Annotated in this window: 19 protein-coding genes; 9 read left to right on the forward strand and 10 right to left on the reverse strand. The window is 69.1% G+C overall.

The window, feature by feature from the left end; all coding sequences use genetic code 11:
• Positions 1 to 217: 217 nt before the first annotated feature.
• Positions 218 to 1,369 (forward strand): HlyD family secretion protein, encoded by a 1,152-nt coding sequence (locus BYZ73_RS16080; RefSeq protein ID WP_112316723.1) that lies wholly within the window; start codon positions 218 to 220, stop codon positions 1,367 to 1,369.
• 27 nt (positions 1,370 to 1,396) lie between these two features.
• The gene (locus BYZ73_RS16085) at positions 1,397 to 2,941 is read left to right on the forward strand and encodes a DHA2 family efflux MFS transporter permease subunit (protein ID WP_112316724.1); all 1,545 of its coding nucleotides are present in this window, start codon (positions 1,397 to 1,399) and stop codon (positions 2,939 to 2,941) included.
• 8 nt (positions 2,942 to 2,949) lie between these two features.
• Here the strand turns inward: BYZ73_RS16085 and BYZ73_RS16090 are convergent, their stop codons facing one another.
• Both BYZ73_RS16090 and BYZ73_RS16095 read right to left on the reverse strand, forming a co-directional pair.
• Complete coding sequence (locus BYZ73_RS16090; protein WP_112316725.1) at positions 2,950 to 3,738, reverse strand: metallophosphoesterase family protein; 789 nt, start codon at positions 3,736 to 3,738, stop codon at positions 2,950 to 2,952.
• A complete protein-coding gene (locus BYZ73_RS16095) occupies positions 3,735 to 4,646 on the reverse strand; it encodes a diacylglycerol/lipid kinase family protein (protein ID WP_112316726.1) in 912 nt (303 codons plus the stop codon). Before BYZ73_RS16095 ends, BYZ73_RS16090 begins: the two co-directional genes overlap by 4 nt.
• Before the next feature lie 274 nt (positions 4,647 to 4,920).
• Here BYZ73_RS16095 and BYZ73_RS16100 point away from each other — a divergent pair, with 274 nt between their 5' ends.
• Complete coding sequence (locus tag BYZ73_RS16100; protein WP_112316727.1) at positions 4,921 to 6,012, forward strand: YihY/virulence factor BrkB family protein; 1,092 nt, start codon at positions 4,921 to 4,923, stop codon at positions 6,010 to 6,012.
• Here BYZ73_RS16100 and BYZ73_RS16105 read toward each other — a convergent pair.
• The 4 genes from BYZ73_RS16105 to dgcN form a co-directional block, all read right to left on the reverse strand.
• Complete coding sequence (locus BYZ73_RS16105; RefSeq protein WP_112316728.1) at positions 5,987 to 7,870, reverse strand: extracellular solute-binding protein; 1,884 nt, start codon at positions 7,868 to 7,870, stop codon at positions 5,987 to 5,989. The two genes, BYZ73_RS16100 and BYZ73_RS16105, sit on opposite strands and share 26 nt — an antisense overlap.
• Before the next feature lie 230 nt (positions 7,871 to 8,100).
• A complete protein-coding gene (locus tag BYZ73_RS16110; protein WP_112316729.1) occupies positions 8,101 to 8,961 on the reverse strand; it encodes a D-amino-acid transaminase in 861 nt (286 codons plus the stop codon).
• 58 nt (positions 8,962 to 9,019) lie between these two features.
• Complete coding sequence (gene dgcA, locus BYZ73_RS16115; protein WP_112316730.1) at positions 9,020 to 9,985, reverse strand: N-acetyl-D-Glu racemase DgcA; 966 nt, start codon at positions 9,983 to 9,985, stop codon at positions 9,020 to 9,022.
• A gap of 9 nt (positions 9,986 to 9,994) precedes the next feature.
• Complete coding sequence (gene dgcN / locus BYZ73_RS16120) at positions 9,995 to 10,996, reverse strand: N-acetyltransferase DgcN (RefSeq protein ID WP_112316731.1); 1,002 nt, start codon at positions 10,994 to 10,996, stop codon at positions 9,995 to 9,997.
• Positions 10,997 to 11,281: 285 nt separating this feature from the next.
• Between dgcN and BYZ73_RS16125 the strand changes: the two genes are divergently transcribed.
• The 3 genes from BYZ73_RS16125 (at position 11,282) to cysK (ending at position 14,393) form a co-directional block, all read left to right on the forward strand.
• Complete coding sequence (locus tag BYZ73_RS16125; RefSeq protein ID WP_075786195.1) at positions 11,282 to 12,241, forward strand: L-malyl-CoA/beta-methylmalyl-CoA lyase; 960 nt, start codon at positions 11,282 to 11,284, stop codon at positions 12,239 to 12,241.
• Positions 12,242 to 12,475: 234 nt separating this feature from the next.
• Positions 12,476 to 13,072 carry a LysE family translocator gene (locus tag BYZ73_RS16130; protein WP_108024597.1) on the forward strand — a complete coding sequence of 199 codons (597 nt, stop codon included), beginning with the start codon at positions 12,476 to 12,478 and terminating at the stop codon, positions 13,070 to 13,072.
• A gap of 241 nt (positions 13,073 to 13,313) precedes the next feature.
• Positions 13,314 to 14,393 carry a cysteine synthase A gene (gene cysK, locus BYZ73_RS16135; RefSeq protein WP_112316732.1) on the forward strand — a complete coding sequence of 360 codons (1,080 nt, stop codon included), beginning with the start codon at positions 13,314 to 13,316 and terminating at the stop codon, positions 14,391 to 14,393.
• A 42-nt stretch (positions 14,394 to 14,435) separates the two neighbouring features.
• On the opposite strand, the gene BYZ73_RS16140 is transcribed toward cysK, so the two are convergent.
• On the reverse strand, positions 14,436 to 15,050 hold the full coding sequence (locus BYZ73_RS16140) for a GyrI-like domain-containing protein (protein WP_112316733.1): 615 nt from the start codon (positions 15,048 to 15,050) through the stop codon (positions 14,436 to 14,438).
• A gap of 15 nt (positions 15,051 to 15,065) precedes the next feature.
• On the opposite strand from BYZ73_RS16140, the gene BYZ73_RS16145 reads away from it, so the two are divergent.
• Positions 15,066 to 16,025, forward strand: a complete 960-nt coding sequence (locus tag BYZ73_RS16145) for an acetyl-CoA carboxylase carboxyltransferase subunit alpha (protein WP_108024603.1) — start codon at positions 15,066 to 15,068, stop codon at positions 16,023 to 16,025.
• Between the two features lie 178 nt (positions 16,026 to 16,203).
• Positions 16,204 to 16,641, forward strand: a complete 438-nt coding sequence (locus BYZ73_RS16150; protein WP_112316734.1) for a hypothetical protein — start codon at positions 16,204 to 16,206, stop codon at positions 16,639 to 16,641.
• A 15-nt stretch (positions 16,642 to 16,656) separates the two neighbouring features.
• On the opposite strand, the gene BYZ73_RS16155 is transcribed toward BYZ73_RS16150, so the two are convergent.
• From BYZ73_RS16155 to BYZ73_RS16165, 3 genes are read right to left on the reverse strand one after another with little or no spacing between them, the layout of a single operon-like run.
• Positions 16,657 to 17,391 carry a lysophospholipid acyltransferase family protein gene (locus BYZ73_RS16155; protein WP_112316735.1) on the reverse strand — a complete coding sequence of 245 codons (735 nt, stop codon included), beginning with the start codon at positions 17,389 to 17,391 and terminating at the stop codon, positions 16,657 to 16,659.
• A gap of 3 nt (positions 17,392 to 17,394) precedes the next feature.
• Positions 17,395 to 18,306, reverse strand: a complete 912-nt coding sequence (locus BYZ73_RS16160) for a cell division protein FtsX (RefSeq protein ID WP_245895515.1) — start codon at positions 18,304 to 18,306, stop codon at positions 17,395 to 17,397.
• Positions 18,303 to 18,980: a cell division ATP-binding protein FtsE gene (locus BYZ73_RS16165; protein WP_108024609.1), complete on the reverse strand. Its 678-nt coding sequence runs from the start codon at positions 18,978 to 18,980 to the stop codon at positions 18,303 to 18,305. The genes BYZ73_RS16160 and BYZ73_RS16165 overlap by 4 nt, the downstream gene beginning before the upstream one ends.
• A 176-nt stretch (positions 18,981 to 19,156) precedes the next feature.
• On the opposite strand from BYZ73_RS16165, the gene BYZ73_RS16170 reads away from it, so the two are divergent.
• On the forward strand, positions 19,157 to 19,969 hold the full coding sequence (locus BYZ73_RS16170) for a zinc-ribbon domain-containing protein (protein WP_181498081.1): 813 nt from the start codon (positions 19,157 to 19,159) through the stop codon (positions 19,967 to 19,969).
• The last annotated feature ends 189 nt before the right edge of the window (positions 19,970 to 20,158 follow it).

A 20,158-nucleotide genomic window follows, 5' to 3' on the forward strand; every position in this document is an offset into this window, starting at 1 on the left:
TGGTCCCGAGGGCATGATCCTGGCGGCCTGACGGGAGTCGGCAGGCCCGTCGCCGTCAAACCATTTAATCGAACCGGCCGGTTCGATAAAGCCTTGATCGACTCGCGGCGATGCCCTACACGTAAATCGAACCGCGCGGTTCGATCCGGCTCTGTGCCGGTCCCGCCAGACTTTCTCACGTCCCGTCGCCCCTGCGCCTTCTCCGAAAGCTGTCCCGATGTCGAAGCCGGAAACCCTGACTCGCGAGACCCTTGCCGATGCCGCCCCGGTGCCGCCGGGCGAGGATCGGTCCGCCGCGCCGAAACGGTCGCGCCGCAAGCCGGTGCTGGCCCTCGTGGCCGTGCTGGCGCTGGGCGGGGCGGGCTATGCCGGCTGGGGCTACTGGACCCATGGCCGGTTCGTCGAGCATACCGACGACGCCTATGTCCAGGCCGATATCGCGATGATCTCCAGCCGGGTGCAGGGCTACGTCAAGAGCCTGCCGGTCGAGGAAAACGCCCATGTCCGGTCCGGCGACGTGCTGGTGCGGCTGGAGGACGACGATTATCGCATCGCGCTGGCCACCGCCGAAAGCCGCGCCGCCACCGCCGACCGCACGCTGGCCCGGATCGACGCGCAGATCGCCGCCGCCCGCGCCGCCGTCGTGCAGGCCGAGGCCGACCGCGACGCCGCCGAGGCCCAGCTTCGGACCGCGACCAACGCGCTTGAGCGGGTCAAGGGGCTGGCCGCGCGCAATTTCGCGGCGGTGGCCCAGCTCGATACCGCGACCGAGGATCACGACACCGCGCGGGCGACGCTGGCCAAGACCACCGCCGCCGTGGCCAGCGCCCGGGCCGAGGTCAATGTGCTGATCGCCCAGCGGGCCGAGGCCGAGGGCGAAAAGCATCAGCTGGAACTGGCCGTGGACCAGGCCCGCCGCGACCTCGACCGCACGGTACTGCGCGCGCCGGCCGACGGGACGCTGGCCAATCTGGGGCTCGAGCTTGGCGACCTGGTGACCGCAGGGACCCGGCTGGCGGCGCTGGTGCCCGACGACGCGCTGTATGTCGAGGCGAATTTCAAGGAAACCCAGATGCAGGGCATCGCCCCAGGTGCGACGGTCGAGGTCACGCTGGACGCGCTGCCCGGCCGGCACTTCGAGGGCAGGGTCACCTCGGCCGCGCCCGCGACCGGGGCGGTCTTCTCGCTGCTTCCGGCCGAGAACGCGACCGGCAACTTTACCAAGGTCGTGCAGCGGGTGCCGGTGCGCATCCAGCTGCCGCCCGAGGCGCTGGCGACCGGACAGCTGCGCGCCGGGCTGTCGGCGGTGGTGTCGGTCGACACGCGCACCGGCGACGCGGCTGCCTCGCGGCTGGCCAGCGTGCACTAGGCGCCGCGCTCCGGGGCCCGCGAAATCATGACCGCCGACGAGCCGCATCTGACGCCGCGTCGCGCCATCGCCTTCGTGGTGATGGTGTTCGGCATGTTCATGGCGATCCTCGACATCCAGATCGTCTCGGCCTCGCTGTCCGAGATCCAGGCCGGGCTCGCCGCCAGCCCCGACGAGATCAGCTGGGTCCAGACCAGCTATCTGATCGCCGAGGTGGTGATGATCCCGCTGTCGGGCTTTCTCGCCCGGATGATGTCGACGCGCTATCTGTTCGCGCTGTCGGCGGCGGGCTTCACCATTTCAAGCTTTCTCTGCGCCACCTCGACCAGCATCGAAGAGATGATCCTTTGGCGTGCGCTTCAGGGCTTTCTGGGCGGCGGCATGATCCCCTCGGTTTTTGCTGCGGCCTTCACCATCTTTCCGCCCTCGAAACGCAACGTGGTCTCGCCGATCATCGGCCTGATCGCCACGCTGGCACCGACCGTCGGGCCGACGGTGGGCGGCTATCTCAGCTACACGCTGTCCTGGCACTGGCTTTTTCTGGTGAATGTGCTGCCCGGCATCGGCGTGACGCTGGGGGCCTTCCTGCTGATCGATTTCGATCGCCCGAACTGGAGCCTCTTCGAGCGCTTCGACTGGTGGGGCCTGCTGTCGCTGGCGGCGTTTCTGGGCGGGCTCGAATACGTTCTGGAAGAGGGGCCGGGCAATGACTGGCTGGCCGATGAAACGGTCGCGGTCTTTGTCGTCGTGACGCTGGTCGGCGGCATCGTCACCTTCTATCGGGTGCTGACCCGGGACGAGCCCATCGTCGATCTGTCGGCCTTCGGCAATGTCAATTTCGCGGTCGGGTCGGCCTTCAGCTTCGTGATGGGGATCGGGCTTTACGGGCTGACCTATCTTTACCCGCTCTATCTGGCCTCGATCCGCGGCTATGACAGCCTGATGATCGGCGAGACGGTCTTTGTTTCAGGGCTGGCGATGTTCGTCACCGCGCCCATCGCGGGCTTTCTGGCGGGCCGGGTCGATCTGCGACTGATGCTGCTGGTCGGCTTCGTCGGCTTCGCGGTCTCGACCTGGATGCTGACCGGCATGACCGCCGAGTGGGATTTCCAGGAACTGCTGGTGCCGCAGATCCTGCGCGGCATGTCGCTGATGCTGAGCATGGTGCCGATCAACAACCTCGCGCTCGGCACCCTGTCGCGCGACAAGATGAAGGGCGGCTCGGGGCTGTTCAACCTGATGCGCAACCTTGGCGGGGCAGTCGGGCTGGCGGTCATCAACACCCAGCTTTCCGATCGGGGCGCGCTGCATTACGACCGCCTGCGCGAGGCCATCAGCTGGACCAATGACGAGGCGATGCGGCAGCTGTCGCTGATGGCCGGGAACCTCTCGGCGCGGGGGCTCGACGGGCAGACCGGGGCGCTGGCGCAGATGGCGGCGCGGGTGCGCCAGCAGGCGACGGTGATGTCCTTCATCGATGTCTTCCTGATGCTGTCGGTGCTCTTCGCGGGGCTTGCGGTGACCGCCTTCCTGATGCGGACGCCGCAACAGGCGGGCGGGGGCGGCCACTAGCGCCGGGCTCAGACCCCTGTCCAGCCCGACAGCCCCTTGCGGAAGACCGCGACGCTTTCGGGCCGGAACGCGCCCTCGCGCGCCACCATCCGGGTCAGCTCGATCTGGTCGCCGTCGATGGCCAGCCGGGCGAAGTCGTTTTCCTGCCCGCGCAGCCGGGTCGAGAGCCCGGTGCCCACATGCACCTGCAAGACCCGACGTCCGGCCTCGCGGGTCAGGAACGGCTCGGCCCGCCAGCGGTGCAGATGGCCCGACAACACGATGTCGGCGCCGCAGCGCGCCAGCGCCTCGAGCGAGGGCGCGGCATGTTTCATCAGACGTTTCGGGGTGTCGGGCGCCTGTTCGAACGGGTGATGCGCCATGGCAAGGCGCGGGCCCGGCGCGCCCTCGAAGGCCGCGCAGGCCGCGTCGAGATCGCGCCGCCTGACCTTGCCGCGCTGCCAGCGCAGCGGATCGACGGTGTTGAAGCCCTGCACCGTCAGCGTGCCGATTTGGGTCCGGGGCGCCAGATCGGCCGAGATATGGCGCCGATAGCGGGCGTAAGGGCGCAGCAGCCGCAGCCAGGGATTGTCGAGCGGCACATCGTGATTGCCGGGCACCGCCAGCCAGGGCGCCTCGATCCGGTCGAGAAAGCCGCGCGCGGCGCGGAACTGGCCGGTCCGGGCGCGCTGGGTCAGATCGCCGGTGACCGCCACCAGATCGGTCTCGTCCGCGTTCAGCGCGTCGAGCAGCGGGTCCAGCAGTTCGGGCGCGGTGCGGCCGAAATGCAGGTCCGAGATATGCGCGATCCGGATCACGCGGCCGTGCCCGGCACCAGCACGCGCAGCGGCCGGTCGCGGCGGCGGATCGTCAGCGGCGCCTGCATCATCTGCCGTTCGCCGTCGCGCGCGACCAGAACCCTGGGCCGCCCCGGGTCGATCACGATCCGGGAGGCGCGGTGCAGCTCGAAATCCTGCCCCTCCTGCGCCGCACGCAGCGCAAGCCCCAGCGTCGCGCGGGCGATCTCGGCCCGGCTGGCGTCGGGGGCGGTGAAGAGCGGGAAGGCGCCCGTCTCGAGTGCATCGATGCCATCCAGATTGAACTGCTGCAGCTGGTAGGCGCTGTTGGCGACGAAAGCCAGTGGCGTGCGCAGGGTCAGGGTCTGGCCGTCCAGGTCGATCCGCAGCCGCATCGCACGGCGCATGCCGGCCAGCGTCTGGGCGACCGACCAATAGGCAGCGGCGCGGCTTCGGCCCCAGCGGCGGTAGGTGGTCTCGCGCCGCTCGAGGATCGCGGGATAAAGCCCGAGGCTGGCATTGTTGAGAAAGACCGCGCCATTGACCTCGCCAAGGCGCAGCTCGGCGGTGGTTCCTCCGGCCAGCGCCGCGACCGCTGCCTCGGGGTCCAGCGGAATGCCGAGCCCGCGCGCGAAATAGTTGAAGGTGCCTTGCGGGACCACGCCAAGCGTCGCGTCGCGGTCGTGGCAGGCCTCGGCCACGGCGCAGATCGTGCCGTCGCCACCCGCCGCGACCAGCGTGCCGCAGCCCTGGTCCAGCGCCTCATGGGCCAGCGCCGTCAGGCTCTGGCCGGGGCGCGGGCTGCGGATCTCGGCCTCGAGGCCGGTCTGGTCGAGAAGATCGCGCAGCATCTCGCTGCGCGAGGTCGGGCCGGAATGGTCTCCGGCGCGGTCGTTGACGATCAGGCAGATGGCGGCGGGGCGGGTCATCGGTGGCGGGTGTCCTTTGAAGCGCCCGGTCCCGGGCAGGGCAGAGCCGCAACGCCCCCGGTTGCCTGACGTTCCATGCCACAGCCCATCACCGATTGCGCGCGAGGTCCCGTTCGCCAAGACCCCTTCGCCAATAGCGGGAACCGCGCGCGGTGTCGCGCGTTAAATGCCATGATCTTGCAGCCCCGGAGGAGATGCCCTTGAGCCTTTCGTTCCCGTCTGTCCGCCCGGGCCACCGGTCCGGCACCGACTGTTTCTGGCCGGAGGGCATGGCATGAGCCCCGCCGAAGCCGGAACCGAAACCCGATCCGCCCCGCGCCGCCGCGAGGCCGCGATCCGTCCCGCGCAATACAGCGCCCGCGACTGGCGGGTGGCCGTCTTTCGCGTTTGGCAGGGCATGGATGAACGCAATGTCGCGCTGATCGCGGCGGGCGTCGCCTTCTACAGCTTTCTGTCGATCTTTCCCGCCCTGGCTGCACTGATCGCGATCTGGGGCTTTCTGGCCGACCCCGCGATGGTGCAGGAGCAGGTGTCGATGGCGGCCGAGGTGCTGCCCGCAGGCGCCTACGAGATCCTGCAACGGCAGGTGACAGCCCTGGTCAGCACCAGTTCCTCGGCACTGGGCTGGACCAGTGTGGTCTCGGTCCTCCTGGCGATCTGGAGCGCACGGGCCGCGGTCGCAGGGCTGATCCGCGGGCTGAACGCGATCTATGGAGAAAGAAACCGCGGCAATCCGATCCTGCGCATCGCGCTGGCAGTCGGGCTGACGGCGATACTGATCATCGTGGCGCTGCTGGCCTTCTCGGCGGTGGTGCTGATCCCGGCGGTGCTGGCCTTCGTCAAGTTGCCGGCGGCGATCGAACTGCCGATCATCCTGCTGAAATGGATCCTGATGCTGGGGGTCGTGTTCCTGGCCATCGCGCTGGTCTACCGCTACGGGCCCAACCGGCGCGCGCCGCGGCTTCAATGGGTGACCCCCGGCGCGATCTTTGCCGTCGTCGCCTGGGCGCTGGGCTCGGTGGCGCTGGCCGCCTACATGCGCAGCTTCGACCGGCTGAACGAGGTCTACGGCTCGCTCGGGGCGGTGGTGGCGCTGCTGTTCTGGCTCTATCTCAGCGCGGCCGTGACGCTGATCGGCGCGGCGCTGAACGCCGAGCTGGAACTTCTGACCCGGCGCGACAGCACCACCGGGCCCGAGCGCGCCGAAGGCCATCGTGGCGCCCATGTGGCCGATCATGTGCGCGACGAGACCGGGGCGCTGAACGGCGCCGAAGCAGAGCAGGAGGATGGCGACCCGGTGCCGGCGCCCAACGGCGCCGGGACCCGGGACGAGGGGCGCGCTAACGGAGCGCCCCGGCCGACCTGAGCGCCTCGTAGCGGGCTTGGTCCCACCACCAGAACTCGACCCCGCGGTCGTAGGGCGGCTTGGTTTCAGGCCGCCCGAACACGTCCCAATAGGCGATCCGGTGCTTGCCGCTGTACCAGTTCGGAACCCAGATGTGCCGCGCCCGCAGCACCCGGTCGAGCGCCCGCACCCGGACGTCGAGCGCATCGCGGTCGGGGGCCGCGATCACCTCTTCGATCAACGCGTCGACCACCGGATCCTTCAGGCCCGAGAGGTTGTAGCTCCCTTTGGCATCGGCTTCCTCGCTGCCGAAGAGACTGCGCAGCTCGATCGAGGGGCTCAGCGACAGCACGAATCGGGTGCTGGTGATGTCATAGTCGAAATCTTCCAGCCTCTGCTGCATCTGGGCGGCATCGACGGTGGTGTTGACCGCCTCGATCCCGAGCTGTTGCAGATTGGCCAGATAGGGCAGCACGATCCGTTCGAAGACCGGGCTGTCCGACACGAACTCGACCCGCAGCGCCTGACCCGAGGCGTCGCGCCGCTGGCCCCGGTCGTCGACCGTCCAGCCCGCCTCGTCCAGCAGCCGCCCGGCCGCGCGCAGCGTGCGACGGTCGAGATTGCGCGCGGCATCATGGACCGGGGGGCTGACCGCGGGCTCGGTGAAGACGGTTTCGGGCAGCCGGTCGCGGTATTTTTCCAGCACGGCCAGTTCGGCGCCCTCGGGCAGGCCCTCGGCCTGCAGAGCGGTGTTCTCCCAGAAACTGTCGGTCCGCTGGTAGAGGCCGTAGAACAGCGTCTCATTGGCCCATTCGAAGTTGAACATCATCGCGATGGCCTCGCGCACGCGCGGATCGGCGAATTGCGGGCGGCGGAGGTTGAACCAGAAGCCCTGCGCGCCCGAGGGCCGGGCATCGGGCAACTCGTCGCGTTTGACCCAGCCGCGCGCCACCGCCGGGAAATCGTAGGCCGTGGCCCAGATCGCCGAGCTGAACTCTTCCTGAAAAATGTAGCCCCCGCTTTTGAACGCCTCGAAGGCGCCGGTTTCGTCGGCGTAGTATTCGTAGCGGTAGCAGTCGAAATTGTCCTTGCCGACATTCACCGGCAGATCGGCCGCCCAGTAGGCGGGATTGCGGCAATAGGCGATCGCCTTGCCGGGCTCGACCTTGGAGACGACATAGGGGCCCGAGCCCAGCGGCGGTTCCAGCGAACTGCGCTCGAAGGGGACGGCATCGTAGAAATGCGCGGGCAGGATCGGCAGTTGGCCCAGCTGGCCGATCAGGTCCCGCGTCGGCGCACCCTCGGCGAACGCGATCCGGACCTCGGTCGGAGACAGGGCCTCGGCCGAAGCAAGATCGCGCAGCGCCATCCGGTAAAGCGGCGCGCCTTTCTGCTGCAACGTGAGGAAGGTAAAGACCACATCCGCGGCGGTGACGGGGCTGCCATCGGCAAAGCGCGCCTCGGGGCGCAGCCGGAACACGGCCCAGGACCTGTCGGGCGGGAAGGTGACGCTTTCGGCCAGAAGCCCGTAGGCCGCGTCGGGTTCGTCGAAAGAGGGGGCAAGCAGGCTGTCATAGATCAACTCCATCCCCTGGGCGGGCTCTCCGGCGAGGATGAACATGTTGAGACTGTCGAAGGTGCGCGAGGCCCCGGTGCCGCGAAAGCTCATCGTGCCGCCCTTGGGGGCGTCGGGGACGACATAGTCGAAATGGGCGAAACCGGCGGGGTATTTCAGGTCGCCGAAGGTCGAGATGCCGTGGCTGGTGACCACGCCTTGGGCGGTGGATGCGGGGCCGGCAGGCGGGGCCGTCTGGGCGTGCAGCGCGAGCGGCTGGGCAAGAGCGGCGGTGAGGGCGAGGGCGGCGAGAGGGCGGATCATGCGGGGCTCCGGCAGGGCGTTTGGCGAAGGCTAGCACGGGGCCGGGCCGGGCACAGCCCGCAGTTGCGCCGGGGCGGCAGCGGCGCCTTTGTACCGAGGGCGGGCTTGGGCGAGGCCAACCGCACCGCTGGCGGGCGACGATGGATCGTGCGGCCGGTCCGGGAGGTTGCAAAAGAGACGGCCCGGGCGGCGGGCCCGGGCCGAATGAGGCGATTGAGGGGCCCGAAGGCTCAGATCGCGGTCTTGACCGCTTCGTCCAGATAGATCTCGCGCAGGCGGCGCGAGACCGGGCCGGGCAGGCCGTCGCCGAGGCTGACCCCGTCGACCGACACGACCGGCATCACGAAGGCCGAGGCCGAAGTGTAGAAGGCCTCGTCGGCCTCTTTGGCTTCCTCGACGGTGAAGGCGCGTTCCTCGATTTCCATCTGCGCTTCGGCCGCGTATTTCAGCACCGCGGCGCGGGTGATGCCGGGCAGGATCTCGGTGCCCAGCTGGCGGGTGATGATCTTGCCGTTCTTCACGATATAGGCGTTGTTCGAGCTGCCTTCGGTGACGAAGCCGTCCTCGACCATCCAGGCGTCGTCGGCGCCGGCCTTCTCGGCCGCCATCTTGGCCATCGACGCGTACAGAAGCTGCACCGTCTTGATGTCGCGCCGCGCCCAGCGCAGGTCGTCGATCGAGATGACCTTGATGCCGGTCTCGGCGGTCTTGCTGGCGACGATCTGTTTCGACTGGGTGAACATCACCAGGGTCGGCGGCACCTGTTCGGGGTCCGGGAAGTGGAAGTCGCGATCCCCGGGCGCACCGCGGGTGATCTGCATGTAGACCATGCCCTCGTCGACCGCGTTGCGGGCGATCAGCTCGCGGTGGATCGCCAGCAGCTCGTCCATGTCGACGGGCGAGCGCAGCTCCAGCTCTTTCAGCGAGCGTTGCAGGCGGGCGGTGTGCCCGTGGAAGTCCAGAAGCTTGCCGCCCACGACGCTCGCCACCTCGTAGACGCCGTCGGCAAAGAGAAAGCCGCGGTCGAAGATCGAGACGCGGGCTTCGGTCTCGGGCAGGTAGTCGCCGTTCACATAGACGGTTCGGGTCATCGCGAGGTCCTTTCGTTCGGGCCGGGGCTGGGCGTTTCCGGTCTCCGGGGTCCAGTGGTCATCCCCAGAGCGCGGCGGCGGGGGCATGGACGCCCGCCTCGTCGAAGCAGAGGGGTTCGGGCCGGTCTTCGGCCAGAAGCAGCGGCCCGTCAAGATCCGTCACCGCCGCGCCTTGCGCCAGCAGCACGGCGGGCGCCATGGCGAGGCTCGAGCCGACCATGCAGCCGACCATGATGCCATAGCCCTCCGCCAGCGCCTGTTTCTTCAGGGCCAGCGCCTCGGTCAGCCCGCCGGTCTTGTCGAGCTTGATGTTCACCAGATCGTACTTGCCTTTCAGTCCGGGCAGGCTGGCGCGGTCATGGCAGCTTTCGTCGGCGCAGACCGGCAGCGGGCGCGCGATCTCGGCCAGCATGTCGTCCTGACCGGCGGGCAGGGGCTGTTCCACCAGCGCCACGCCCAGCCGCACCAGATGCGGCGCGAGATCGGCATAGACCTCGGCGGTCCAGCCCTCGTTGGCATCGACGATGATCCTGGCCTTGGGCGCCCCTGCGCGCACCGCTTCCAGCCGAGGCATGTCGGCATCGGTGCCGAGCTTGATCTTCAGAAGCGGCCGGTGCGCGTTCCTGGCCGCCGCCGCGCGCATGTTCTCGGGCGTGTCGAGCGACAGCGTGAAGGCGGTGATCTCGGGACCCGGCGCGGGCAGTCGGGCCAGATCCCAGACCCGGGCGCGGGCCGTCTTGGCCTCCCAGTCCCAAAGCGCGCAATCGACCGCGTTGCGCGCGGCGCCGGGGGGCAGCAGATCCTGCAACCCGTGACGGGTCAGGCTGCGGGGCAGCGCCCCGATCTGGGCGCTGACGCTTTCGAGCGACTCGCCATAGCGGGCATAGGGCACGCATTCGCCCCAGCCGGTGGCGCCGCCCGAGGCGACGCGCACGGTCAGCACGCGCGCCTCGGTGCGCGAGCCGCGCGAGATGGTGAAGGCCTCCTTCAGGCGGAAACTCTCGGGAGTGACCGAAATCTGCATGCGGCCGCCTCAGATCGCGTCGAGCGCGTCGACCAGACGGCCCGCGCCCTGGCGGAACGGGTCGACAGTGGGCAGGCCCATGCGTTTCTCGATACCCTCGAGACAGCTCAGCGCCTCGTCCTCGCCCATCGCGGCGGTGTTGACAGAGATGCCGACCACCTGGGCTTTCGGGTTGGCGACGCGGGCAAGCGTCAGGGCGACGTCGCGCAGGTCTTCGAGGCTCGGCAACTGATAGTCGGGCAGGCCGCGCATGTGCGGGCGGGTCGGTTCGTGGCTGAGGACCAGCGCATCGGGCTGGCCGCCATGCACAAGGGCCATGGTCACGCCGGAATAGGACACGTGAAAGAGGCTGCCTTGCCCCTCGATCATGTCCCAGTGGTCGTCGTCATTGTCGGGTGTCAGCCATTCGACGGCGCCGGCCATGAAATCGGCGATCACCGCATCGAGCGGCACGCCCTCGCCGGTGATCAGGATGCCGGTCTGGCCGGTCGCGCGGAACGAGGATTTCAGCCCGCGCGCCTTCATCTCGCGGTCCATGGCCAGCGCGGTGTACATCTTGCCGACCGAACAATCGGTGCCGACCGCGAGGCAGCGCTTGCCCGAGCGTTTCTTGCCGGTGGCGATGGGGTAGGCGACGGTCGGGATGCGCACGTCATGCAGGGTGCGGCCGGTGGCTTCGGCGACGGCGGCAAGATCGGGTTCGTTCCGAAGCAGGTTGTGCAGCCCCGAGGCCAGGTCGAAGCCTTCCTCCAGCGCGGCGACCAGAACTTTCTTCCAGGCGGGAGAGATCACGCCGCCGCGGTTGGCCACGCCCACCACCAGCGTCTTCGCGCCGCGCGCCTTGGCATCGACGAGGTCGAGATCGGGCAGTTTCAGGTCGGCCTTGCAGCCTTCCATCCGGAACTGGCCGATGGCGTTTTCCGGACGCCAGTCGCGGATGCCCTGGGCCACCTTGGCGGCCAGCGAGTCGGGCGCGTCGCCCAGAAACAGAAGATAGGGGGTTTCGATCATCGTGGCGTTTCCTTCATAGTCGCGCAGACCCTATCACCCGGCGGCGGAAGAGGTTGCGCATCTGAGGCGTGGACCGCGCCTCTTGACGAAGATCGTGCGAAAAGGTGGCGTTGATGTCGAAGAAACATGCGCGTTGATAAGGAACGTTCGCGGTTCGTCCTGTGGAACTGCAGGCCCCCCGCCTTGGGAACGCTGCGGCGCGGCAAAATGGCTTGCGCATTTCGGCGCAACATTCTATCACGCTGAGCGACGTTTTGCGACACATCATTACCGAGGGATCCGACCATGAGCTTCCGTATCCAGCCCACGCCCGTCTCCCGCCCGAACCGCTGCCAACTGTTCGGCCCGGGCTCGCGCCCCGCGATCTTCGAGAAGATGGCGGCCAGCGCGGCGGACGTGATCAACCTCGATCTCGAGGATTCGGTGGCGCCCGACGACAAGGCGGCCGCGCGGGCGAACGTGATCCAGGCCATCGGCGATCTCGACTGGGGGACGAAGACGCTGAGCGTGCGGATCAACGGGCTGGACACGCCCTACTGGTACCGCGATGTGGTCGAGTTGCTGGAGAAGGCGTCCGACCGGCTCGACCTGATCATGATCCCGAAAGTGGGCTGCGGCGCCGATCTTTACGCGGTCGATGCGCTGGTGACGGCGGTCGAGCGGGCGACGGGGCGCGGCAAGCGGCTGGGCTTTGAGGTGATCATCGAATCGGCCGCCGGCATCGCCCATGTCGAGGAGATCGCGGCGGCGAGCCCGCGGCTGCAGGCGATGAGCCTTGGCGCGGCCGATTTCGCGGCCTCGATGGGAATGCAGACCACGGGCATCGGCGGCACCCAGGAGAATTACTACATGATCCGGGAGGGCGCGAAATACTGGTCGGACCCGTGGCACTGGGCCCAGACCGCCATCGTTGCCGCCTGCCGCACCCATGGCGTGCTGCCGGTTGACGGGCCGTTCGGCGATTTCTCGGACGAGGAGGGGTTCCGCGCCCAGGCGCTGCGCTCTGCGACGCTGGGGATGGTGGGCAAATGGGCGATCCATCCCAAACAGGTGGCACTGGCCAACGAGGTCTTCACGCCGTCCGAGGCGGCGGTGAGCGAGGCCCGCGAGATCCTGGCCGCGATGGAGAAGGCCAAGGCCGAAGGCGCGGGCGCCACGGTCTACAAGGGGCGGCTGGTCGATATCGCCTCGATCAAGCAGGCCGAGGTGATCGTGCGCCAGGCCGAGATGATCGCGGCCGGCTGACTCCGCGAACCAGGGTGTCCGGTTTCGGATCGCTGACGCGATCCGACCGGGGGCTACGCCCCCGGACCCCCGGGCAAGAGGCCCGAAGAGGTAGCCGGGGTGCCCTCCGGGCCTGACGGCCCGGTTTCGAGGCACTGACGCGCCCCGACCCGCCGGGGGCTCTGCCCCCGGACCCCCGAGGGGAGGGCGGGGAAAGCGCGGACAATCGGGGCGGAGCATGCAATAGTTCAGACCATGGACGATTTCGACCTTCTGCTGGCGCTTGGCGCCTTCGCCCTTGTCGCCTCGATCACGCCGGGGCCGAACAACCTGATGCTGATGGCGTCGGGGGCCAATTTCGGGTTCAGGCGGAGCCTGCCGCATATCCTCGGAGTGGCGCTGGGCTTTGTCGCGATGATCGTGCTGGTCGGCCTTGGGGCGATGCGGGCCTTCGAGGCCTGGCCCGGGCTGCGGGTCGCGCTGACCTGGCTCGGCACGGCCTATCTGGTCTGGCTGGCCTGGAAGATCGCCCGGGCCGCGCCGCCCGCGCCCGACGCCGCCCCGGGCCGGCCGATGACGTTCTGGCAGGCCGCGGCCTTCCAGTGGGTCAATCCCAAGGGCTGGACCATGTCGCTGGCGGCACTGACGCTTTATGCGCCGGGTCAGCAGATTGCCGGGGTGCTGCTGGTGGCCGCGGCCTTCGCGGCCGTCAGCCTGCCCGCGACCGTCTTGTGGACCGTGCTGGGCACCCGGATCCGCCGGGTGCTGACGCGGCCCGAGCGGTTGCGGCTGTTCAACCGGACGATGGCCGTGCTGCTGCTGGGATCGCTGGTGCCGGTCTTCGTGCACTGAGCAGGCATGTTGCGGGAAATTGACCCTAAATGACACCTCATACGGGGGAGGGTTTCCCTCGATAGCGGTAAGGTGACGCCTCTTTGTTCCGACCTGCCGCGAGCCGCGCTGTCATCCTCCCTATCCGCCGCGCGCCCGCCGCGCCCCCCGTGCCCTTTCCGGCGGGCGTGCTATGGTTCGGGGCATGTTCAAGGCGGCCGCCCGAAAGGGGCGGCCCGGCACCGAAGGAAGGGGTAGGGTCATGGCAGAGGACGCAATCCGCACAACAACCGGACGGGGGCGGCGCTTCGACAGCGTGCTCGACACGATCGGCGACACGCCCGCGATCCGGATCAACAATCTCGGCCCGAACCATGTCACGCTGTACGTGAAGGCCGAATTCTTCAACCCCGGCGCCTCGGTCAAGGACCGGCTGGCGGTGAACATCATCGAGGCGGCCGAGCGGTCGGGCGCGCTGAAGCCGGGGCAGACGGTGGTCGAGGCGACCTCGGGCAATACCGGCATCGGGCTGGCGCTGGTCTGCGCGCAGAAGGGCTATCCGCTGGTCATCACCATGGCCGAGAGCTTTTCGGTCGAGCGCCGCAAGCTGATGCGGATGCTGGGCGCCAAGGTCGTGCTGACGCCCAAGGCCGACAAGGCGATGGGGATGTACCGCAAGGCCCAGGAGCTGGCCGCGAAGAACGGATGGTTCCTGGCCCATCAGTTCGAGACCGAGGCCAATGCCGATATCCACGAGGCCACCACCGCGCGCGAGATCCTGGCCGATTTCGAGGGCGAGCGGCTTGACTATGTCGTGTCGGGCTATGGCACCGGTGGCACGGTCACGGGCATCGCCCGGGCGCTGCGCCGCGAGCGGCCCGAGACCAAGATCATCCTCAGCGAACCGGCCGATGCCGCGCTGATCGCCTCGGGCCGGGCGCAGAAGCGCAATGCCGAGGGCGAGGCGGACGAAAGCCACCCCGCCTTCCATCCGCACCCGATCCAGGGCTGGACGCCCGATTTCATTCCGCTGGTGCTGCAGGAAGCGCTCGACAAGGGCTTTTATGACGAGCTCATTCCGGTCGAGGGGCCCGAGGCGCTGAAACAGGCGCGGGCTCTGGCGGCGAAGGAGGGCATCCTGACCGGGGTGTCGGGCGGCGCGACCTTTGCGGTCGCGTTGCAGGTGGCCGAAACCGCCGAGCCGGGCTCGGTCATCCTTGCGATGCTGCCCGATACCGGCGAGCGGTATCTGTCGACCCCGCTGTTCGAGGCGGTGGGCGAAGAGATGAACGACGAGGAAAAGGCGATCTCGGCCTCGACCCCGGGCTTTCAGATCGGCTGAGCCGTCCGGCCGCGCGCCCTCCCTTGCGGGGGCGCGCCGGCGTCATGGGGTCAGCGGCACCACGACTTCGGTCAGCTGCGTCTCGACCGGGATGGCCGGGAACAGGCTGCGGTAGATCTCGTGAGGCGGGGCTGCGGCCGGGCTTTCGCCCGCGGGAAGACTTTCGGCGTAAAGCCAGGCCCAGGCCGCCGCGAGGCCGGAATAGGGGCCGGAATAGGTCATGACCGCCGACCGGCCGCCCTCGATGACGATCCGGTCGAAGGCGAGCGGCATCCATATCTCGGCCCCGAAGCCGCAGCAGGCATGGCTGCGCATCCTGTCCGGCGCGACCCGTGCCGGTGCGTCGTGATAGACCCCGGCCCGCAGCACGACCTGCCCGGGCAGCCCGCTTGCGTCGAACAGGTGGCCGAGCCTCAGGAAGGTGGCACCGATCCCGGGATAGGGCCCCCGATGCGGGAGGCCGAACCGCGTCAGCGGGGACATCTTGCGGATCTCGACCGGATACATCGTCGTCCCGACGGCGGCAGGTCGGCCGACGATACCCCAGGACCCGGAGGCGTCAACCGCCCTTGGGACAGTGGCAGGCCGGGCGCGGCATCGTCGACGCGCGGCGGCGTTGCAAATCGCCGCGCCGGGCGTCATATACCCCGCCAGCATCAAGGAGCCGCGTCGATGAACTATCTCGAATTCGAAAAGCCCCTGGCAGAGATCGAAGGCAAGGCCGAAGAGCTTCGGGCCCTCGCCCGTGCCAATGCCGAGATGGACGTGGCGCAGGAGGCGGCGGCGCTCGACCGCAAGGCGGCCGACCTCTTGAAGGAACTCTACAAGAACCTCACCCCTTGGCGGAAATGCCAGGTCGCGCGCCATCCCGACCGGCCGCATTGCAAGGATTATATCGAGGCGCTGTTCCAGGAATATACGCCGCTGGCGGGTGACCGGAACTTTGCCGAGGACAATGCGGTGATGGGCGGGCTTGCGCGGTTCAACGACCAGCCGCTGGTGGTGATCGGCCATGAGAAAGGCTTCGACACCAAGACCCGGCTCGAACGCAATTTCGGCATGGCCCGGCCTGAAGGGTACCGCAAGGCGGTGCGGCTGATGGACATGGCCGACCGGTTCGGCCTGCCGGTCGTGACCCTTGTCGACACCCCCGGCGCCTATCCCGGCAAGGGCGCCGAAGAGCGCGGCCAGTCCGAAGCCATCGCACGCTCGACCGAGAAATGCCTGCAGGTCGGTGTGCCGCTGATCTCGATCGTGATCGGCGAGGGCGGGTCCGGCGGCGCGGTGGCCTTCGCGACGGCGAACAAGGTCGCGATGCTGGAACATTCGGTCTATTCGGTGATCTCGCCCGAGGGCTGCGCCTCGATCCTGTGGAAGGATGCCGAGAAGATGCGCGAGGCGGCCGAGGCGCTGCGGCTGACCGCGCAGGACCTGCTGAAGCTCGGGGTCATCGACCGGATCATCGCCGAACCCATCGGCGGCGCCCAGCGCGGCCGCGAGGACACCATCGAGCGGGTCGGCCGCAACCTCGCGGGGATGCTGGGCGAACTGGCGGGCAAGGACCGCGCCACGCTGATCGCCGAGCGGCGCCGGAAATTCCTCGACATGGGGTCGAAAGGGCTGGCTGCCTGAGGCTTTTGCCCGCTGGTCGGGGACGCGCGGGCCGCCCGTCTTCAGGCGTGTCGCCACACTTGCAGGCGCCCCTGTTGCCATATTGTGGACACAGTTTTGCCCCGGATCAGGCGCCACCGCGCTTGTCCGGCGCGGCGGTCCATGGCTTCCTGTCGGCATTTCAGGGGCAGGGCCTTTCATGCAGTGTTACGAGTTCACCGTTCTTCCCGCCCCGGCGCGCCTGCGCCGTCATTCTGCTGACGGGGCAGAGGCCGGTTTTTCGCTGGCGCTGTGCGAGATCATGAACGAGATGGGTCAGTCGGGTTGGGACTTCGCCGGGGCCGAGAGACTGCCCTGCCGGGTCGGGCTCTGGCCCTTCGCGTGGCGCCGGGCGCGCCATGTGCTGGTGTTTCGCCGACCGCGCAAGACCCATGCCGACGGGACGGCCGGACAGCCCGGCCCGCAACCGTCGACCGCGTGCCCTGATGGCGATCTGGTCGAGGGCGCGGCGCTCGAAATGACTGCGCCACCGGTCCGGCCGCGCCGCGTGGCGGCGGCGACCGGCCCCCGCCCGGTGCGGCGGCTGCGGCCGCGATTGACGCTTGTGGGGAACGAGGACGGTGACGGGCGCGGCTGACCGCGCCCGGCGGCCTCAGGCCCCGGCCACGAAGCCCGCCTCGGCCATCAGCCGGTTCGAGGCGGTCTCGACGGTCTCTTCCAGATCGGCCATGAACAGGTCGAGGGGCTTTTGCGCCGCGATCGGTGGCAGGTATTCCAGCACCGCCAGCCCGGGCTTGCGATAGATCCCGGTGCGCGGCCAGAACACGCCCACATTGGTGGCGGCGGGCACGCAGGGCTGGCCGAACTGCTGGTACAGCACGCCCGCGCCGATCTTGTAGGGCCGCGACACGCCCGGCGCGACCCGGGTTCCCTGCGGATAGATGATCAGCTGACCCGGCGCCTGCCGCCCCTCGGCCACCTGCTGGCTCATCGAGATGATCGCCTGCCCGCGCTTGCCGCGGTCGACCGGCACGCAGCCGATCCTCAGCGCATACCAGCCCAGCACGGGCGCCCAGGTCAGCGACTTCTTCATGATGAAGCGCGGCCGGGGCAGCGAGCCCGCCAGCAGGATGATGTCGAAGAACGACTGGTGCTTGGCGGCGATCAGCACCTCGCCTTCGGGCGGCGTGCCGCGCACCTCGGATTTCAGCCCGATCATCCAGCGCGCGGTCCAGCGCACCCAGTGACAATAATGCCGTGCCGCCAGCGTGGCGCCGCGCGGCGAAGCCAGCGCAAGGGGCAGGTACAGCAGGCCGATGACCGGCATCGCCAGGTACATCTGGCCGACGAAGACCAGCGAGCGCAGATATTGCAGGGGAGAGCGCATCGGTCAGGTGATCCTTCTCAGCATCCGCATCGCGGTCCAGCGGGTGGCAGCGAAGCCGATGGCCCCCGCCAGCACCGGCAAGAGCAGCGGCACGATCCATTGCGCGCCGGAAAAGCCAAGCCCGGTCAGGAACCCGTCGGGCCCGTCGCCCGGCAGCAACGCGACCACGCCCATTCCGGCCAGGGTGCCGATCGCCGCGCCTTCCAGCGTTCGCCGTGTAAAGCGCCGCACGAAGGCGCGCGCAATGAAAATGTCTCGCGCCCCCACCAGCCGCAGCACGCCGATCACCTGGGCATTGGCGGCCAGCGCCGCATTCGAGGCCAGCGCGATCATCGCCGCCATGCTGGCCCCGATCAACAGAACCGCCGTCCAGCCAAGAAGCCTCAGCCGCCCGGCCGCGCGGACCAGCGGCTGACGCCAGCGGGTATGGTCGTCGAAAACCGCGCCCGGTGCCTCGACCGCAAGGCGCAGCCGCAGGGCCTCGGCATCGGTGCCCGCGCGGGTCTCGGTCACCTCGATCAGCCGGGGCAGGGGCAGGGTCTCGACCGGCAGGTCGGGGCCGAACCAGGGCTCCAGCAGGCGGCGCTGTTCGATGTCGCTCATCGCCCGGGCCGAGGCGATGCCGGGCGTCGTGCGCAGGATCTGCAGCACCGCCTCGGTCTGGGTGCCCATCTGCCCGGGCGGGGCCGAGATCCGCACCGTGGCGGTGCGCGCCAGCGCGTCGGCCCAGCGGTCGGCCAGCCGCCCCGAGGCCAGCGCCAGCGCCAGCGCGAAGACCGCAAGAAACGCCATGGTCGCGGCGGTGAACAGGGTCAGCCGCGCGGCAAAGCCGGTCGGCGGCACCACCCGGCTGGCTTCGGGGTCCGAGGCCAGCAGAGCGGCGATCCGGCCCAGAGGGGTCAGGAGCGCCTTCACAGATCCGCCCCCGCCAGATACAGCCGCCGGTCCTGGATCCGCAGCACCCGGGCCGCGACCTGGGTCTTGGCTGCCCGGATCAGGTTCATGTCATGGGTGGCAATCACGATCGCCTTGCCCATCCGGTTCAGCTCGACCAGCAGCTGCAGGATGCGCAAGGACATCTCCCAGTCGACATTGCCGGTGGGCTCGTCGGCCAGGATCACGTCGGGCGACAGGATCACCGCCCGGGCCAGCGCCGCGCGCTGACGCTCGCCGCCCGACAGCTGGGGCGGCAGCGCGTCGGCCCGCTGGGTCAGCCCGACCCAGTTCAGCAGCTCGGCCATGTTGCGGTCCTCGGCCGCGACGTCGCGTCCCGCGGCCAGCAGCGGCAGGGTGATGTTCTCGCGCAGCGGCAGATGGTCGAGAAACCCGCAATCCTGATGCACGACGCCGATCCGGCGCCGCATCCGCGCCACTCCGTCGCGGTCGAGCCCGGCCAGATCGGCGCCGAAAAGCCGCACCGCGCCGTGGCTCGGATGCAGCTCGGCATAGCAGATCTTGAGGAAAGTCGTCTTTCCGGCGCCCGAGGGGCCGGTCAGGAAATGGAACGAGGCGGGTGCCAGGTTCAGCGACATGTCGCACAAAAGCTCGCTTCCGCCATAGCTGTGCGAGACGTTTTCGAGCTCGATCAAGGTCCGCTCCGTCGGCCGGGGTCCGGGTCCGTTCGCCCAAGGTATTGCGCAGGGCTGCGCGGGTTGCAATCGTGGCGGGACGCAAAGGCTTTGAATTTCCGCAGGCGGTGATACAACATGGCGCGGAAACGGCAGGCAGGTCCGGCGGGCCGATGCGCCCCGGGGGGTTAAGCGGAATGCGATTGACGTGCCCGAAATGCGGCGCCCAATACGAGGTCGACGAGGCGGTGATCCCCGAAGAGGGCCGCGACGTCCAATGCTCGAACTGCAATCATATCTGGTTCCAGGACTCGCCCGCGCTGGCGGCCCGGGACCCTTTGGCGGCCTTCGCCATGCCGCGCGCTCCGGCCGGGCCCGGCTCTGCGCCGCCCGCGCCAAAGCCCGAGGGCGAGTCGGATGACGACGCGCCCCGCTCCGGGACGGCCGACCCCGAGATGGCGGCAGGGACGGCGCCCGAGCCGCAACGTCGCGGCCTTGACGACGATGTGCTGAGCATCCTGCGCGAGGAGGCCGAGCGCGAGCAGCGCGCCCGCGAGGAAGAGGCCACCACCGAGACCTTTTCCGAACAGGCCGATCTGGGGCTTGCGAGCCCGCCGCGCCCTCGCCGCCCCGATCCCGAGCCGGAACCGGCGCGCCCCACGGCCCCGCCCGAACCTCCCCGCACCCCCCCCGCCCGGCGCGATCTGCTGCCGGATGTCGAGGAAATCACCTCGACCCTGTCGGCCAGTTCCGACCGGGGCGCGCACAGCATCCCGCCCGCACCCGAACCCGAAGGGAGCCGCCGCCGCGCCTTTCTCGGAGGCTTCCTGCTGGCGGTTCTGGTGGCAGCCGGAGCACTTGCGGCCTATGTCTACGCGCCCGTGCTGGCCGGGCTCGACCCCGCCCTGGAGCCGCAGGTCGCGGCCTATGTCGGCGCGGTGGACGCGGCCCGGGACTGGATCGCCGGGGTGGTGCCGCCAGACCTTCTGGACCGGGTGCTCGGCCGCTAGGCAGCAGCGCCTTTTCGGGACGGATTTCGCGTGTCCCGGACAGATCGCGCATCAAGGTTTCGGCCCCGGGGATGCCCCGCTCCGGGCAGATCTGTCCTATCGCGGTGCAAAGGGGGCGCCTAACTGTTCCATCGCGGATGATCACATAGACCCTCGCCGGTCTGCCCTGTTCATGGCAAGGTCGATCCT

The organism is Rhodovulum viride (assembly GCF_003265965.1).
GTDB lineage: Bacteria > Pseudomonadota > Alphaproteobacteria > Rhodobacterales > Rhodobacteraceae > Rhodovulum > Rhodovulum kholense.